Genomic DNA, 14,454 nt, shown 5'->3' with positions numbered 1-14,454 from the left:
TTAAACGAACTTCGCAAATTCAGTTTAATGAATGCCGGTGTCCCCCGTTAATGATGAAGAGCCTGCGTTTTTTAGTGTGATGAGTACCTCGCTGTTCTTTGAAATATTCTTGAACCATTGAGATTTTTCACCAAACCCGGAGGCGGAGTATATTCTTCCGTTGGCCTTATCCTGGTCAATGACTTCAATGACAGTTTCTTTTAGCTCACCAGACACTCGCCCCCAGTGCTGTAAATGAATAAATCTTTCTCCGAGCAAAAAACCCAGCTTTAAGTGGTAGAGGTAAATGGGAGCACGAAACAGCTTGAGCTTTATCCCTTTCGGGGGAACTGGTTCGCCGATCTTCTTTAGCACCTTAAAACTCCAATACAAATCTGGATTAATCGGTCAGTGCAGGGCAGGTCGTAAACAGAATATCACATATGCCGACTGAGAATTGGGACCTGGCCAGAGCTGTAAATTTATCATAGACGGCTGGTCTGCGGAGTTTGGGCGAGGAGTGTTTATTCTTGCCGAGACGAAAATTCGGCCACCGTTGCGCAATTCGTCAACTCCGCGGAGACGTTGAGCGGAAGAATTGCTTCCAGAAGCGCAGGAAGTACCTTTGCTGTGGCTGAAGCTTCTATGGGTTCTCTTGCATAAGTGACCGAACGGCGGCAATGCGCTCGGCTACTGGCAGGTTCCTCACCTGAGCCACCATGCTCGCTGTTTCTTCCGGAAACATGATCTCTTCTTTTTCTTCCGCCAGACCCTCGGCGATGATATACGCGGCCTCTTCCACGGGCATTGCGTTGGGCACGTCAAAGGCGTTTCCCTTGATCATGTCTGTGCCGATAAATCCGGGATAGATACCGGTGATCCCCACTGCTGACTCCACAAGCTCGGCCCGCAGACCATCGACCATCATCCGTGCGCCGGCCTTACTGGCATTGTAAGCGTGCTCGAAGGGGCAGCCAGCATACGAGCCAAGGCTGGACACCACTGCCATTCTGCCGCGACCCCTGGAGAGGAAATGGGGAATAACCGCCGAGGCAAATACATAGTTGGAAGTGAGGTTGGTGTCAATCTGGTCCCGGGCGAGGCGCCAGTCAAAATTTTCGATGCGCTGAGGAATATCCAAACCTGCGTTGAGCACTACCAGATCTATATCCGGATGCTGTTGTAGGATTTCCCGTAGACAAGTTTCCAGGTTTTCAAACTCTGTCACATCAGCAAAGTATGGTGTAACGGCGTCTTCGCCGATAACCTTCACTAGATCATCCAGAGGCTGGCGAGAACGATTTATGGCGATTAACTGCACTGACCGCCCAGCCAGTTCGCGGCAAAGGGCGGCACCAATGCCACGCCCCGCGCCAGTGATCAAGGCTTTCTGAAAAGGGTATCGGACGCTCATATCTTTTCCTCTGAAACAATCTGGCTCATGATGAAAACGCCAGGAATCATTATGATCCCTGAGAGTGACAGCGCTGTTTCCGGAAAGCGGAGGTTAACAACTGCCTATACGAAACGGCACGAAACAGGCGAAAACGGCTTTATCGGGACTGGCTGCGGGGTGTCCGCTCCGGGTGCGGTTTCTGCCTTCTTATGTGGCAATCGGCCCCGGGTACAGCAATGGGGCCATCTACTGTATCTGGCCACCGAAGGCTATGTGCAGCAGTCGAGGAGTACAACTCAAGGACTGCTGAAGGCCGATACGCGCTTTCTGTCGTGAAAGACGGTGGGCTTTTATTTCTTGGCAGCCCGCTTTTTCTTTGCAGGCGCTTTTTTTGCAGCCACTTTCTTCTTCTTGGCCGGGGCTTTTTTAGCAGCAGCCTTCTTTTTCTTTGCGGGCGCCTTTTTCTTGGCGGCAGTTTTTTTCTTGCCTTCCAATTTCTTCTCGAGCTGCTCGGTTTGCTCGGCAAGTGACAGAATCATCTTGCGGATGCTTTTCAGCGTGTCACTGGCTTGCTTCTGAATACTTTTCTCTGCATCCGCAAGCAGTTTGTTAGCGTCCTTCTTGATCTGAGAAACGCTGTTCTTTTTTGCTGCCATGGTAAGCTTCCTTCTATTAGAGAGTTATCGTTAATAAGCGAATAGTACCGCACGAGAGTATAGTACAAATAATCCTAGTGTCGCATGTAAACTTTCTTTACGATTTGACTGCATTCTCCTGATCTCGGCGCGCGGCACCGCTGCGCAGATTGTCAGCTCCGCGGAAACGTCGAACGCAAGGTTCGGGGCCAGTAGCAGGCGCTCCAGAGCACCGTCAGTGGGGCCCGTATACATGCATGATTCCTCACCTTGAGAGCATGGCGGCTTGTGCCCCACTTTGACCATAGAGACTCTTACGGAAAATCTATTCAGGATGCGCCACAACCGCTTCGCCAGCGCTGTAGCGGTCTAGAGCGACAACTTTTTGTGTCGGGCGTGCATTGCGGTTTTCGCGAAGGGTAAAAAACAGTGAACGACTTTTGTCGAATGCAAAATTGTAGACCTCTTCCCTGACTACCTGCCGTTCTCCGTTGAGCAGGTTTATGGACATAAGATCCGTCCGGTAAGACTCAGAATAATGACCCAATACCAACACCGAGTTGGCCTCGGAATCCCAGGATATAAAATTTCTAAACAAAGCCTTTTGTCCCGGTGATAGCGGCACCAGAGTCTGCCTAGAGCCGTTTACAAGATTGATGGCGGTAATCGCACCTTCACGCGTCACGGCTATCAGCCTGTCCTCTGTGCTGTCGTACAGATGCGCCGAAAACGCCTTCCCAACCTGATCAGGTCCCTGCGTATTTGACGACAGTAAATTGCGCGTGCCGGTGGCAATATCGACAGACAGCACTCCCGGCCTGGCAGGCCTGTAATAGTCACCGGTCAGGTACAACAGTTCCCGGGCCGCATCCAGGCTGATGCTGCGAGTGCGCTTCAGCTCGGGGCCCGAAGTCAAATTGTTGGAAGAAACCCGTTCGACCTGCCCGGTTTGCAGATTGACCACATTGATGTCACTTCTGGGCGTTTGCCTGATGAACGTTTTGTCGATGGCGTAGTAGAGTCTTGAGCCATTCTCATTGAGGGTGGCGGCGCTGATTTCCATTCGAAATGAGTCGTTTACGCCAAGATCCGCTGCGAGGACCTTGCGCTCCAGCGTATTGAGATCAATCTCTATCAGCACGTTTTGCCTTGACTCCAGAACCAGCAGGCGCTGATTGGTGTGGTCCATTACCGACACGGCCGGGTAGCCAATGTCTGGACCGGTACCGACAGCTCGACTAAAACGCAGTAATTCTGCCAGTTCGCCGGTCTCAAGGCTTAGCGCGGAGATCGTATTGTTGTTGCTGGCCAGCAACAGCCGGTCGTTGGTTTCGTCATACGTCATGTCGGTCACGTCTGGCGGCAGGAGGGGGTCTGCCAGGCGCATAGTGCGGTCTCCTGTTACCGTGTTGACTTCCAGAATGCCGGAGGGATCCAGGGCAAGAACGTGGTTGTTGGCACGGGTGCTGAACAGCCGGCTGGGTTCGGCCAGCGGCGGTCCACTGCCTCGTATGTCGTCAGCGATCGTGGAGCGTTCGCCGGTTTGCAGGTCGTAGGCATAGATGCCGTTGAAATCGGATTTTTCGACCAGTCGCTGGTCACGAAACTCCGCCGCCACAATCGCGCGGTTATTCGCTGCATCGGCGACCACCGCACCAGGACAGAGCGATGCGACAAATTCCCCGGGTGAGCCAGTCAGCGAGTACTCTGATAACAGCGTGTTGGTTTCACCACTGACCAGATCAAGGGTAACCAGGCGACACTCATCGCCAAATTCATTCTCGAGATCTCCACGGAAGCTGAAAACAATGCGCTGGCCCTGCTCATCCAGATCAAAATCCGGGTATTCCTCGAACTGCCCCCTTGCCAGAGGCAGGTTTCCGCGTGCCTGAGCACGCCCCTCAGCCAGGTCGACGGAGAAAGCCTGCGCAGGACCTGTGAATGCCTCGCCGGTCTGTCCAAACAGGTAGGCGGTATGCGCTGCTGCGTCGGTTCGTATGCCGGTAAAGGCCCAGATGCTGTCCTCAGCGTCAGGGTCGGTAATAACCTGCGTTTCGCCCAGGGTGGCGAGTTCGATCCGGCGCAGTGTTCCGCCATAATCCCTGTCCATCACGTACAGCGTATTACCGTCCTCAGTGACATTGATCATATCGTAATCCAGCGGCTCGGCCTTGTTGACGACACGGAGGTTGTCACTGTCCTGCCGCCCGCTGAGGCTTTCGACCACCGCCGTTATGTCGAACCCGCCCTGTTGGGCCGGAATCACGGCATTCCAGCGTCCGGCTGGCAGGTCGAGCACGGGTGTCACACCGTTGACCTCAAAGGCGGCAATATCGTCGGCCTGTATGTCGCCACCTGCGATATCCTCAAGCGTACCGCTCACACTCAGTTGATCGACACCACCGGTAAATGAGCCGGCGAGAGGAAACGTGACCTGCAAGGCGAACTCAATGGGTGTCTCCGGCCCGGGCGGTAATTGCACGCTATCAGAATTGTCAGCGCAGGCTGAGAGCAGGTACGCCATGACTACAATCGCTGCGGCCCGGTATGCCATGAAGCGCGTATGACCCGCAAGCGGGCCGAGTGGGTGTACTTGAATCGTCACAAATACTCCGTGGTGGGGTAATAAAAAAGAACTGCACTGGATGCACAATGCGCTATGGCGAAGTGCCACACCGCCGTTCTGTCTATCCACCTTACGATCACAGGCTGGGCTATAAGGTTCATACTCAGCAGCGTGAATTTTACCACCGCACCGCTGGAACCGGGGCTGCGCAGTACACCAGGGTCATGCCCCGGTAAGTGGTCATTTAGTCCAGCCATTTCTAACGTATCGACCCGTATCCCTGTAATCTGCAATTATCTCTCGGTTTACGTTTTTACGATCGAAAGCCATGTTAGGAACCCGGGTTCTCGCGCGAGAGAATCAGTTTAAGCGTCTCGGGGTTCGTGGTGGGGAGGTAGAGGTGGGACTCTCTTCGGCCGCTGTCGTATAGAGGAGGATGGGTATAGGTAATCCGAAGGCCTTCACCCTGGTATCCTGCCAGTTTCACAACGTATCCTTTCAATTGCTCCTGCAGTGCGAAGGGGCGGAAAACGGACTGCAATAATGACTGCTGGGCAAAGGTGTAGTCTTCAATGTTTGTTATATCGCTAGCCGGGATGTACAAACGACCGCTGTGGCTTGTGCCCAGCGTACTGAGTACGACACCCTGTTCATAGCCAATGCCTCCACCGGTAGTCACCTTTATCCGTGCGCCGTAGGTAAGCTTACCGATGATATAGCCAGATACGGCAATGGCCAGAAAGCCGATTGTTAGAGCAATAGCTGGGGGTAGGGGAGCCAGGTACCACATGATTGCCGAATGCAGTGATACGCACACCACGATGCCTGCGACGCAAGCAACGCCAAAGAGCAGTTTGCCGGGGGGCTGTACGCGTTCTCTGTAAATACATGTAGCCATGCTAATGTCGCTCTCCCCAGAAGCTGCAGCTCGCTGTGCAGCTATATGGATACGCGAAGCCAGCGCCCGGAGTGCGTGTCAGAGCCGCTCTGCTGCCGACCTTTGCGCTGGCATGCGTACGGTGACACTCGGCGGTCACAGCACCAGTTCAGCCAGGTCCCTCAGGAAATCCTCATCACCATTGACCAGTAAACTGGTCACCGGCGAGTTTTCCCAGTCCTGTATTTTCTCCCTGACCCTGTCGCGCGGTCCGCAAAGGGAAATCTCGTCTGCAAATGCGTCGGGCACTGCGGCGATCGCCTCATCGCGCTTACCCTGGAAGAACAGCGACTGGATCTGCTCCGCTTCGTCCGGGAAGCCCATCCTCGCCATGAGTTCCTTGTGGAAATTGCGTTTGGCGGAGCCCATGCCGCCGATGTAAAAACCCAACATGGCCTTGACCGGATAGAGTGCGGCCTCAAGGTCGTCGTTGATGTTAACCATTACCGTGGGGCAGATCTCAAAGCCCTCCCTGGCGCCGGCTATCTGGTCCGCATAGACCTCCTGCCGATAGGGTGAGTAGTACAGCGGCAACCAACCATCAGCGATTTCTGCTGTTTGTGTGACGTTTTTCGGGCCTTCCGCGCCGATGAAAATCGGCACATCGGCGCGCAGCGGGTGGGTAATGGGTTTCAGCGGCTTGCCCATCCCCCAGGACCCGGGACCGTTGTAGGGCAGGGGATAGAACTCGCCGTCGTTAGTGACAGGGGCATTACGTGCCAGCACCTGACGCACGATCGACACGTATTCGCGGGTACGCGTAACCGGCTTGCTGTAGGGCTGTCCGTACCATCCTTCCACAACTTGCGGCCCGGATACGCCCAGTCCCAGCACCATGCGCCCGCCAGAGAGCGCATCCAGGGCGAGCGTGGCCATGGCGCAGGCCGTTGGCGTACGCGCTGAGAGTTGCGCCACAGATGTGCCCAGGCGAATAGATGAGGTCTGGGCGCCTATCCATGCCAGCGGTGTGAAGCAGTCGTTACCCCATGACTCGGCCGTCCAGACCGAATCATAGCCGAGGTTCTCTGCTTCCTGTGCGAGAAGAGTGTGGTTTTCCCCGGGGCATAGTGCACCCCAGTAGCCCAGCTGTAATCCGAGTTTGAGTTTGGCCATGGGTGGTCTCCTTTCAGGTCTCTACTCTAAGCGAGATAGGAGGCGCGGGAAAAGTGCCCATTGGCCAATTTGTATGTCCACAGTGATCAGCACTTTAATTCGCCAGCGCCATTGGATAGACTCTGCCGGCTGCAACGATCGCGAGACCAACCATGTCAGAACTCACCCACCTTGATGAAACCGGCAGTGCGCGTATGGTCGACGTTGGCGCCAAGGCCGTCACTGAGCGTGTGGCGGTGGCCCGTGGGGCGGTAACGATGGACGCAGAGACGCTGCGCTTGCTACGCGAGGGCGGCCATAAAAAAGGCGATGTTATTGCCGTGGCCAGAATAGCTGGCATCCAGGCGGCAAAGAGGTGCTCAGACCTCATTCCACTTTGCCATCCGATGATGCTGACTTCGGTAACCGTGGACTTCGAATTTGATGAGACCGAACCCAGGGTGGAAATCAGCGCGCGCTGCAAGGTATCCGGGCAGACAGGCGTGGAAATGGAAGCACTGACCGCCGTTTCTATCGCTGCCCTGACTATCTACGACATGTGCAAGGCAGTAGACCGCGGAATGCATATCACAGATGTCTGCCTGGTTGAAAAACAAGGCGGAAAGTCCGGTCACTGGATGCAGGCAAAGTAGGCGCTATGTTAAACGTATTATTTTTTGGTCGTATTCGCGAAGAACTCGATTGTGCTCAATTAACGGTCGCCCCAGGCCCCGGTTGTGACGACCTGGACGCCTTACAAAAACACCTGGAAACAATGCACGGAGATCGCTGGCAGACGGTGCTGGGCCAGGACAACCTGATCCGAGCGGTAAACCATGCCGTTGTGTCAGTCAACGTGCCATTGGTCGATGGGGATGAAGTCGCATTTTTCCCGCCGGTAACCGGAGGTTAGGATGACAACGGCGCTGCGTGTGGATGTTCAGCAGGACGACTTCGATGTGGCAAAACTGCAATCCTCGCTGTTGTCCGGTGAGCATGATGAAGGCGCGATAGCGACGTTTACCGGGTACGTGCGCTGCAATAGCGAGCCCGCCGATGGTTACCGGCTGGAATTGGAACACTATCCGGGGATGACCGAGAGCTCCATCGAAGCGATACTCGAAGAGAGCGCGCAGCGCTGGCCGGTCTGCAGGGCTCGCGTGGTGCACAGGGTAGGCGTATTAACCGCCGGTGAACAGATCGTATGGGTAGGGGTCAGCGCCAGCCACCGTGAGGCGGCCTTTGCCGCCTGTGAATTTATCATGGATTATCTTAAGACCCGGGCACCGTTCTGGAAAAAAGAAACCGGCTCGCAGGGCGCCAGCTGGGTAGACGCGCGGGAAAGCGACACCTTACGAGCGAAGCGCTGGCAACAGTCGCAACAACAATAACCGAAACAGGGGATGCCGCGAGCAGGTCCCTGATGTCAAATGCCTGCCTTTGAGCACCTCGAGGAGAAGATGAATATGGATGGACGTGAATTGCGTAATGCCCTGGGACGTTTTGCGACGGGTGTCTGCGTCATCAGTACGATAGACAAGCAGGGTAAAGCGGTAGGTATGACCGCCAATTCCTTTTCCTCAGTGTCCCTCGATCCGCCACTGGTACTCTGGTCTTTGCAGAACAACTCCGAAATCTACGATACCTTCGCCACTGCTCGCCGCTTTGCCATCAATGTGCTGGCCTCAGAGCAGGTGGAGCTTTCCAACGATTACGCCAGGAAAGGGGATCACCAGTTGAGCCCGGGGCATTATTGCCTCGGTCGCCATGGTTCCCCGGTTATCCGCAATGCGTTGGTGACGTTTGAGTGCCAGCTTGAATCCACGCACCAGGGGGGTGACCACCTGATCATCATCGGGCGTGTTCTGGGCATGTTATCCCGCCCGACCGGCAAACCCCTGCTCTTTCACGCCGGTGCTTATTGCGAACTGCGCTAGGCTTGATGCGGGCGGATGAGCCCGGGTTGTCGCCGTTCTGCCGGAATCCCTTTATACTGACGCTTTTCAAAGCGACAGCCTACGGGACGAGGGTACTCCCTGAATGAAGTTTTGTACCAGTTGCGGTAACGCCGTGGCGCTAAAGGTTCCGCATGGGGACGATCGCGAGCGCTTCGTCTGTACCGAATGCGAGATTGTTCATTACGTCAACCCGCGAGTGATCGTGGGCTGCCTCCCCATGTACGGTGACCGGGTGTTGCTGTGCAAGCGTGCCATTGAGCCACGGCTGGGCTACTGGACATTACCCGCCGGATTTATGGAAAACGGTGAAACGACCCCTCAGGGTGCTGCGCGTGAGACCTGGGAAGAGGCCAGGGCCAGGGTTCGCGGGCTTGAACTCTACCGCATTTTCGATGTGCCCTATATCAGCCAGGTGTATATGTTCTACCGCTGCGAAGTCGAGAATGGCCAATTCGGGGTGGGGCCAGAGAGTCTCGAGACGGGACTTTACCAGGAGAGCCAGATTCCCTGGGACGAAATTGCCTTTCCAGTCGTCAGAGAGACTCTGCAGGAATATTTTGAAGACGTAAAAAGCGGGCATTATCCAGTGAGGGTTTCCTCTATTGAATACCGTCATCGTAAACACAGAGACAAGGACTAAATCATGGCATTTCCCAAGATTGGCAACATGGCGCCAGCCTTTACCTTACAGGACCAGGACGGTAGCAAGGTCAGTCTCAAGCAGTTTCGTGGCGAGCAGAACGTGGTGCTCTATTTTTACCCCAAGGCGATGACCCCGGGCTGCACCGTCCAGGCATGTGGTATTCGTGACAGCAAGAAGCAGTTGGCGGCGCTGGATACGGTTGTGCTGGGTGTCAGTCCCGATCCGGTTGCCAGGCTGGGCCGGTTTATCGACAAGCAGGACCTGAACTTCACTTTGCTGTCTGATGAAGACCATGCCATCACCGAAAAGTATGGTGCCTGGGGGCTGAAGAAGTTTATGGGCCGCGAGTTTATGGGAGTGCTGCGAACGACGTTCATCATCGGCAAGGATGGCCGGCTCAAGCATGTGATGGACAAGGTCAAGACCAAAACCCATCATGACGATGTGATCGCCTTCGTCAAGGAACTGGGCCTGGGCAAGTCCTGATCAATGCTGACATATCCCTTTGCTGAGCTGCCGTTGCCCGGCGAACTGCAGCAGGTTGCGGAAGGCGTTTACTGGCTGCGCATGCCGCTGCCTATGGCGCTGGATCACATCAATCTCTACCTGCTGGAAGACGAGGATGGCTGGTGGGTCATTGACTCCGGCATGGACGTGGGGCCGACCCGGGATCTCTGGGAGCAGATTTTTGACCAGCACCTGAAGGGTAAGCCGATCAAGGCGGTAGTCGCCACGCATTGGCACCCTGACCACACCGGGCTTGCGGGCTGGATATGCGATCGCTGGCGAGTGCCGTTTTACATCTCCGAGGGTGAGTACCTCACCGGCCTGGTTTTTTCCAGGGCTGAGAGCGAGCATTTTGGCTGGACCAACGAATTGCACCAACTCCGCTGCGGCAGAGGGCAGAAGGGGGTAGATTCCTCGCGCAAGAGCATGGGTGGTATGCGCCGTATTACCCATCCTCTGCCCACTTCTTTTCGACGCATAGAGGAGGGGACGAGGCTGACCATTAACGGCAAGCACTGGCGTATCGTCGTTGGCAACGGGCACTCGCCGGAGCACGCCTGTCTGTTCTGTGAGTCCTTGAATGTGCTGATATCCGGCGACCAGGTCATCCCCCGTATCACCTCCAATATCAGCGTTTCCGGTCATGAGCCAGAGGGCAATCCACTGAAAGCCTGGCTGGCCTCCCTGGAGCGTTTCCTGGAGGTGCTGCCGGCCGATGCACTGGTACTGCCGGCGCACAATACGCCCTTTCACGGCCTGCATTACCGCCTGCGTTACCTGATCGAGCACCATGAGGATCATTTGATCGCGCTGGAAGAAGCATGTGTAGACCGGCAGGCGACGGCGGTAGAGCTACTGCCGGTTTTGTTCAAGCGTGAGTTGGACGACCAGCATATTGGCCTGGCGGTGGGGGAATGCGTTGCCCACCTGAACTACCTGTTTCAGCGTGGGCAACTTGAGCGCAGTGTGGACGCAGATGGCTGCTTTCGCTACCGCTCGGTTGACGACACCCTGCCGCTGCGGTTACGCAAGCGAAGTCACAGCGCTGATGATGTAGAGCCTATTCAGGTTTAGATATATATCAATAGGTTGCAGCTTATAACTAAAGTTAAAAATAAAGAATTTCCGGGTGTGCTATGGTGCCGTCAGTTGGGGCCAGTCGGTGTTGAAAAATGTTGACGCTTTTGACATAAACCGTAATCAGCGCGAGGATGTTGGTAATGAGCAGCTGGCTACACTCCAGGGTTATTGGCGGTACCACGTCCATGCACATCCACGCACATCGCCCTCGGGGTGACCGGGGACTGAGACAGACCAGGGGTAGCAGAACCAATGAGTGATGATTGCATTTTCTGCCAGATAATCGCCGGCAAGGCGCAGTGTCATCCCGTCCATGAAACACGTTACACGCGAACCTTTCTCGACGCTTTTCCGTCTACGCCTGGCCACTGCCTCATTGTCACCAAGGCCCACTTCACCGACATATTCGATTCTACACCTGAAGAGATTGCGATGGTGGGTCATGTTTCAACGCTGATCGCACATACCCTGCGCGAGGAGCTGCAGTGCGACGGCGTCGGTATCTACCAACTCAATGGTGCGGCTGCAGGCCAGACAGTATTTCACTACCACATGCACGTTATCCCCAGAATGGTCGGCCAGGAACTGCACATCCACTCGCGGGCGCGCGGAGCTCCAGCGGAACTGGAGGCAATGGCTGCCCGACTCAGCAAACGCGCATATTCCCTGCGCACCGACGATTAGGTCACCTTATGCCAATGCCCACCGATGTTGCCGTCATCGATCTCATGCTCGCAGTGCCTGGAGAAGACAGCAGCCAGTTTTATGAATGGATCAAACCCATGCTCATGGATAAGGAAAGCCATGACATGTTCAATATGCCTGCGCAGTATATGTTCAAGGATATACCGCAAACAGGGAAGCAGGATGACTACATCGCGTACACCCTGGAGCAGATGGACAAGCACAATATAGAGCGTGCCATGGTAGGCGTTGGCAAGTTCTCCGAACTTAATGCCGAAGCCGTGCGCCGTCACCCCGATCGCTTTTTTGCCTGCTATGAGGCCAACGCCAACAATGGCATGGATGAGGTGCGCACCATTGTTGCGATGAAGGAAGAGTTTGATATCAAGGCTGTGACCGCTTCGCCAGCGATGATTTCCCCGCCGGTACCGGTTAACGACAAGAAGTGGTATCCCATCTATGGCAAGCTGGTGGAACTGGATATCCCTTTTTGCCCCTGCATGGGCGTCCCGGGTCCACGGGTGCCTGCCGGGCCGCAGAAAGTCGAACTGCTGGATGAAGTGCTGTGGTTTTTCCCTGAATTACGTGTGGTCACCCGGCACGGCTGTGAGCCATGGACGGAAATGGCCTGGAAACTGATGCTCAAGTACCCGAATCTGCACTACATGACCAGTGCGTTCACACCGCGACGCTATCCGCAGGACATCATCGAGTTCGCCAATACGCGTGGCTCGGATCAGGTGATGTACGCCGGGTATTTCCCCATGGGCTTGTCTCTGGATCGCATATTTGCCGAGATGCCCGATGTTCCCCTGCGTGATGAGGTCTGGCCAAAGTTCCTGCGCGAGAATGCCCTGCGCGTATTTAAACTGGATGAGTAATATGCAGTATATCTCTGTGGAAGAAGCCATCGAACTGCCCGGGCTGCGGCTGGTTTTGTCCGCCGGTGTCCCCGGCCCCTGGGGTGAGGCGACCAAATCCATGCTGGCATACAAGGGCATGGACTATACGGCCGTGCACCAGGATGGTGGCGGAGAGAATGCCGCGCTGCAGCAATGGACGGGCCAGAGTTCGGCGCCGGTGTTGGTGGCAGACGACCTGCCGCCGGCCTGTCACTGGCTGGATCTGCTTAACCTGGCGGACCGCCTTCAGCCCGAGCCTGCGCTGTTGCCTGCGGCGCCCGCAGAACGTGCCCTGGCAACGGGGCTCTGTGCGCTGATCGCCGGCGCTGATGGCCTGGGCTGGCAGCGTCGACTGTTGATGATTCAGCCGATGATGAATCTGGACTCTGTTCCTGAGCTGACGATTCGCCTCGCGCATCGGTACGGCTATTCGGAACAGGCAGCGGCCGATGCACCGCGCAGAATAGCTGAAATTTGCGCTTATCTGGACCAGTACCTGGCCGCGCAGGCGGGCGACTATTTTGTTGGCGATGCACCCGGTGCCGTCGACTTTTACAGCGCAAACTTCGCCGGCATGATCAAGCCACTGCCGCCAGAAGACAACCCCATGCCAGATTGGTTGCGCGCGCTGTACACCGTTAATGACCCGGCGTTGCAGGCGTGTTTGACACCGCGCCTGGAGGCGCATCGGGATCTCATGTACCAACGGCATATCGCATTGCCACTCGACTTCTAGGAGAAAAGCATGCTTTCACAGCAGGAAATTTCCGACCGGTTCGAAATTCAGGACCTGGTGTATCGCTACGCGGAACTGATTGACGGCAAGCGCTTTGATGCCTTGCGTGACACAGTATTTACCGCCGATGCACATATTGATTACAGCGCCATGGGCGGGAGTGTCGGGGATCTGGAGGAGACCCTGAAGTTTCTCAAGGCAGCATTGACAGACGAGTTGTTTCCGGCGAGTCAGCACTTGAACGCCAACGTGCAGGTCACGCTGGACGGCGACAGTGCCAGCGGCCGGGTAATGTGCTTCAACCCCATGCATATGTCTATGCCCGACGGCAGTAGCCAGGTGTATTTTATCGGTCTTTGGTACGTGGACGAGTATAAACGTACGGAGAATGGCTGGCGCATCAGCCGACGTGAAGAAGAGAAGAGTTGGGTGTTCAATACCCCGGACTTTATGGATCTGTAAGTCATGGCCCTGCGATGTCGGACATGGATAGCCATGTGTGTAATGACTGCCACAGTCTGTGCCGGGAGCCAGGCCCAGGAGTTGGAGCCACGCAGTTTCAATAACATCCCGATAAACGAGACATTCCTGGTTGTCGGGGCAGGGCGTTCCGATGGCGATCTGTCGCCACCGGGTTCGTCTCCCTTGCAGGATGCAGAGCTGACCATAGACGCTCTCGCCGTGGGGGCTTCTCGCACCTTCGCCCTCGCGGGTGACTCGGCCAAGGTCGATATTGTGGGGAGTCGAGCGTGTTACGAGGGCGAGGGTGTGTTCATGGGGGAGTTCGCAGAAGGGAGGCGCTGTGAATATGCAGACCCGCGTTTCAAGCTGACGTGGAATTTCTCCGGCGCCCCGGCAATGGAGCTGAAGGAGTTCGCCGGTTGGCAGCAGGACATTGTGGTAGGCGCCAGTATTGCCGTTACTGCACCCTGGGGAGACTATACATCCCGGCAGTTAATCAACGCAGGCGCCAACCGCTGGGCAGTCAAGCCCGTCGTGGGAATATCTCATCGCCATGGCCGCAGTTGGCAATGGGAGGCCAAGTTGGGGGTCACCTATTTTCAGACTAACGATGATTTTTTCGGTGGTACACGCCTGGAGCAGGACCCGCTGTACTCAACCAGTCTGCATCTTATCTATAATCTCTCTCGCGGGTGGTTGTCGCTGGATGCCAATTACTTTGCCGGCGGGCGCACGCATGTTGACGGCGTACGGCAGAATACCCGCCAGGATAATTCGCGCTGGGGACTAACATGGAATCGTCCACTGGCGCCAAAGCATCTGCTTAAATTATACGCCAGCACGGGTGTGGTGACGCGTATCGGCAATGACTTCAACT

18 protein-coding genes are annotated in these 14,454 nt (G+C 55.7%); 12 read left to right on the top strand and 6 right to left on the bottom strand.

What is annotated here, in order from left to right:
- Positions 1 to 24: 24 nt before the first annotated feature.
- The 6 genes from C0039_RS19755 to C0039_RS19715 form a co-directional block, all read right to left on the bottom strand.
- Positions 25 to 354, bottom strand: a complete 330-nt coding sequence (locus C0039_RS19755) for a PNPOx family protein (protein ID WP_101519075.1) — start codon at positions 352 to 354, stop codon at positions 25 to 27.
- Between the two features lie 268 nt (positions 355 to 622).
- Positions 623 to 1,393 carry an SDR family NAD(P)-dependent oxidoreductase gene (locus C0039_RS19750; protein ID WP_101519074.1) on the bottom strand — a complete coding sequence of 257 codons (771 nt, stop codon included), beginning with the start codon at positions 1,391 to 1,393 and terminating at the stop codon, positions 623 to 625.
- A gap of 332 nt (positions 1,394 to 1,725) precedes the next feature.
- Positions 1,726 to 2,031: a hypothetical protein gene (locus C0039_RS20975; RefSeq protein WP_133126056.1), complete on the bottom strand. Its 306-nt coding sequence runs from the start codon at positions 2,029 to 2,031 to the stop codon at positions 1,726 to 1,728.
- 304 nt (positions 2,032 to 2,335) lie between these two features.
- Positions 2,336 to 4,615 carry an outer membrane protein assembly factor BamB family protein gene (locus tag C0039_RS19730; protein WP_101519071.1) on the bottom strand — a complete coding sequence of 760 codons (2,280 nt, stop codon included), beginning with the start codon at positions 4,613 to 4,615 and terminating at the stop codon, positions 2,336 to 2,338.
- A gap of 292 nt (positions 4,616 to 4,907) precedes the next feature.
- A complete protein-coding gene (locus C0039_RS19720) occupies positions 4,908 to 5,474 on the bottom strand; it encodes a hypothetical protein (protein WP_133126055.1) in 567 nt (188 codons plus the stop codon).
- Between the two features lie 135 nt (positions 5,475 to 5,609).
- Positions 5,610 to 6,626 (bottom strand): LLM class F420-dependent oxidoreductase, encoded by a 1,017-nt coding sequence (locus tag C0039_RS19715; RefSeq protein WP_101519068.1) that lies wholly within the window; start codon positions 6,624 to 6,626, stop codon positions 5,610 to 5,612.
- A 152-nt stretch (positions 6,627 to 6,778) separates the two neighbouring features.
- Here C0039_RS19715 and moaC point away from each other — a divergent pair, with 152 nt between their 5' ends.
- The 12 genes from moaC to C0039_RS19655 form a co-directional block, all read left to right on the top strand.
- Positions 6,779 to 7,258: a cyclic pyranopterin monophosphate synthase MoaC gene (moaC, locus tag C0039_RS19710; RefSeq protein ID WP_076001432.1), complete on the top strand. Its 480-nt coding sequence runs from the start codon at positions 6,779 to 6,781 to the stop codon at positions 7,256 to 7,258.
- Between the two features lie 5 nt (positions 7,259 to 7,263).
- Entirely contained in the window at positions 7,264 to 7,518 is a 255-nt protein-coding gene (locus tag C0039_RS19705) for a MoaD/ThiS family protein (protein WP_101519067.1), read from the top strand.
- A 1-nt stretch (position 7,519) separates the two neighbouring features.
- The gene (moaE, locus tag C0039_RS19700; protein WP_198171661.1) at positions 7,520 to 7,996 is read left to right on the top strand and encodes a molybdopterin synthase catalytic subunit MoaE; all 477 of its coding nucleotides are present in this window, start codon (positions 7,520 to 7,522) and stop codon (positions 7,994 to 7,996) included.
- A gap of 75 nt (positions 7,997 to 8,071) precedes the next feature.
- Positions 8,072 to 8,542 (top strand): flavin reductase family protein, encoded by a 471-nt coding sequence (locus C0039_RS19695; protein WP_232334806.1) that lies wholly within the window; start codon positions 8,072 to 8,074, stop codon positions 8,540 to 8,542.
- A gap of 103 nt (positions 8,543 to 8,645) precedes the next feature.
- On the top strand, positions 8,646 to 9,203 hold the full coding sequence (locus tag C0039_RS19690) for an NUDIX hydrolase (protein WP_076001430.1): 558 nt from the start codon (positions 8,646 to 8,648) through the stop codon (positions 9,201 to 9,203).
- A gap of 3 nt (positions 9,204 to 9,206) precedes the next feature.
- Positions 9,207 to 9,692 carry a thioredoxin-dependent thiol peroxidase gene (bcp, locus tag C0039_RS19685; protein WP_101519066.1) on the top strand — a complete coding sequence of 162 codons (486 nt, stop codon included), beginning with the start codon at positions 9,207 to 9,209 and terminating at the stop codon, positions 9,690 to 9,692.
- Between the two features lie 3 nt (positions 9,693 to 9,695).
- Entirely contained in the window at positions 9,696 to 10,787 is a 1,092-nt protein-coding gene (locus C0039_RS19680) for an MBL fold metallo-hydrolase (protein WP_101519065.1), read from the top strand.
- Between the two features lie 258 nt (positions 10,788 to 11,045).
- Positions 11,046 to 11,477, top strand: a complete 432-nt coding sequence (locus tag C0039_RS19675; RefSeq protein ID WP_076001427.1) for an HIT family protein — start codon at positions 11,046 to 11,048, stop codon at positions 11,475 to 11,477.
- An 8-nt stretch (positions 11,478 to 11,485) separates the two neighbouring features.
- The gene (locus C0039_RS19670) at positions 11,486 to 12,358 is read left to right on the top strand and encodes an amidohydrolase family protein (protein ID WP_076001426.1); all 873 of its coding nucleotides are present in this window, start codon (positions 11,486 to 11,488) and stop codon (positions 12,356 to 12,358) included.
- A gap of 1 nt (position 12,359) precedes the next feature.
- The gene (locus C0039_RS19665) at positions 12,360 to 13,115 is read left to right on the top strand and encodes a glutathione S-transferase family protein (RefSeq protein WP_101519064.1); all 756 of its coding nucleotides are present in this window, start codon (positions 12,360 to 12,362) and stop codon (positions 13,113 to 13,115) included.
- A 9-nt stretch (positions 13,116 to 13,124) separates the two neighbouring features.
- Positions 13,125 to 13,577, top strand: a complete 453-nt coding sequence (locus tag C0039_RS19660) for a nuclear transport factor 2 family protein (protein ID WP_101519063.1) — start codon at positions 13,125 to 13,127, stop codon at positions 13,575 to 13,577.
- A 42-nt stretch (positions 13,578 to 13,619) separates the two neighbouring features.
- Positions 13,620 to 14,454 (top strand): transporter (locus C0039_RS19655; RefSeq protein WP_101519062.1); only part of this gene is annotated, 835 nt, incomplete at its 3' end.

The sequence above is a fragment of the Pseudohalioglobus lutimaris genome (assembly GCF_002866825.1).
In the GTDB taxonomy this organism is placed as follows: Bacteria; Pseudomonadota; Gammaproteobacteria; order Pseudomonadales; family Halieaceae; genus Halioglobus; species Halioglobus lutimaris.
This window is presented reverse-complemented; position numbering and strand designations above follow the sequence as displayed.

Excerpts from the sequence above, each read along its gene's own strand:
- C0039_RS19750 (WP_101519074.1), bottom strand. The coding sequence starts at position 1,393 with ATGAGCGTCCGATACCCTTTTCAGAAAGCCTTGATCACTGGCGCGGGG.
- C0039_RS20975 (WP_133126056.1), bottom strand. The coding sequence starts at position 2,031 with ATGGCAGCAAAAAAGAACAGCGTTTCTCAGATCAAGAAGGACGCTAAC.
- C0039_RS19720 (WP_133126055.1), bottom strand. The coding sequence starts at position 5,474 with ATGGCTACATGTATTTACAGAGAACGCGTACAGCCCCCCGGCAAACTG.
- C0039_RS19715 (WP_101519068.1), bottom strand. The coding sequence starts at position 6,626 with ATGGCCAAACTCAAACTCGGATTACAGCTGGGCTACTGGGGTGCACTA.
- moaC (WP_076001432.1), top strand. The coding sequence starts at position 6,779 with ATGTCAGAACTCACCCACCTTGATGAAACCGGCAGTGCGCGTATGGTC.
- C0039_RS19705 (WP_101519067.1), top strand. The coding sequence starts at position 7,264 with ATGTTAAACGTATTATTTTTTGGTCGTATTCGCGAAGAACTCGATTGT.
- moaE (WP_198171661.1), top strand. The coding sequence starts at position 7,520 with ATGACAACGGCGCTGCGTGTGGATGTTCAGCAGGACGACTTCGATGTG.
- C0039_RS19695 (WP_232334806.1), top strand. The coding sequence starts at position 8,072 with ATGGATGGACGTGAATTGCGTAATGCCCTGGGACGTTTTGCGACGGGT.
- C0039_RS19690 (WP_076001430.1), top strand. The coding sequence starts at position 8,646 with ATGAAGTTTTGTACCAGTTGCGGTAACGCCGTGGCGCTAAAGGTTCCG.
- bcp (WP_101519066.1), top strand. The coding sequence starts at position 9,207 with ATGGCATTTCCCAAGATTGGCAACATGGCGCCAGCCTTTACCTTACAG.
- C0039_RS19680 (WP_101519065.1), top strand. The coding sequence starts at position 9,696 with ATGCTGACATATCCCTTTGCTGAGCTGCCGTTGCCCGGCGAACTGCAG.
- C0039_RS19675 (WP_076001427.1), top strand. The coding sequence starts at position 11,046 with ATGAGTGATGATTGCATTTTCTGCCAGATAATCGCCGGCAAGGCGCAG.
- C0039_RS19670 (WP_076001426.1), top strand. The coding sequence starts at position 11,486 with ATGCCAATGCCCACCGATGTTGCCGTCATCGATCTCATGCTCGCAGTG.
- C0039_RS19665 (WP_101519064.1), top strand. The coding sequence starts at position 12,360 with ATGCAGTATATCTCTGTGGAAGAAGCCATCGAACTGCCCGGGCTGCGG.
- C0039_RS19660 (WP_101519063.1), top strand. The coding sequence starts at position 13,125 with ATGCTTTCACAGCAGGAAATTTCCGACCGGTTCGAAATTCAGGACCTG.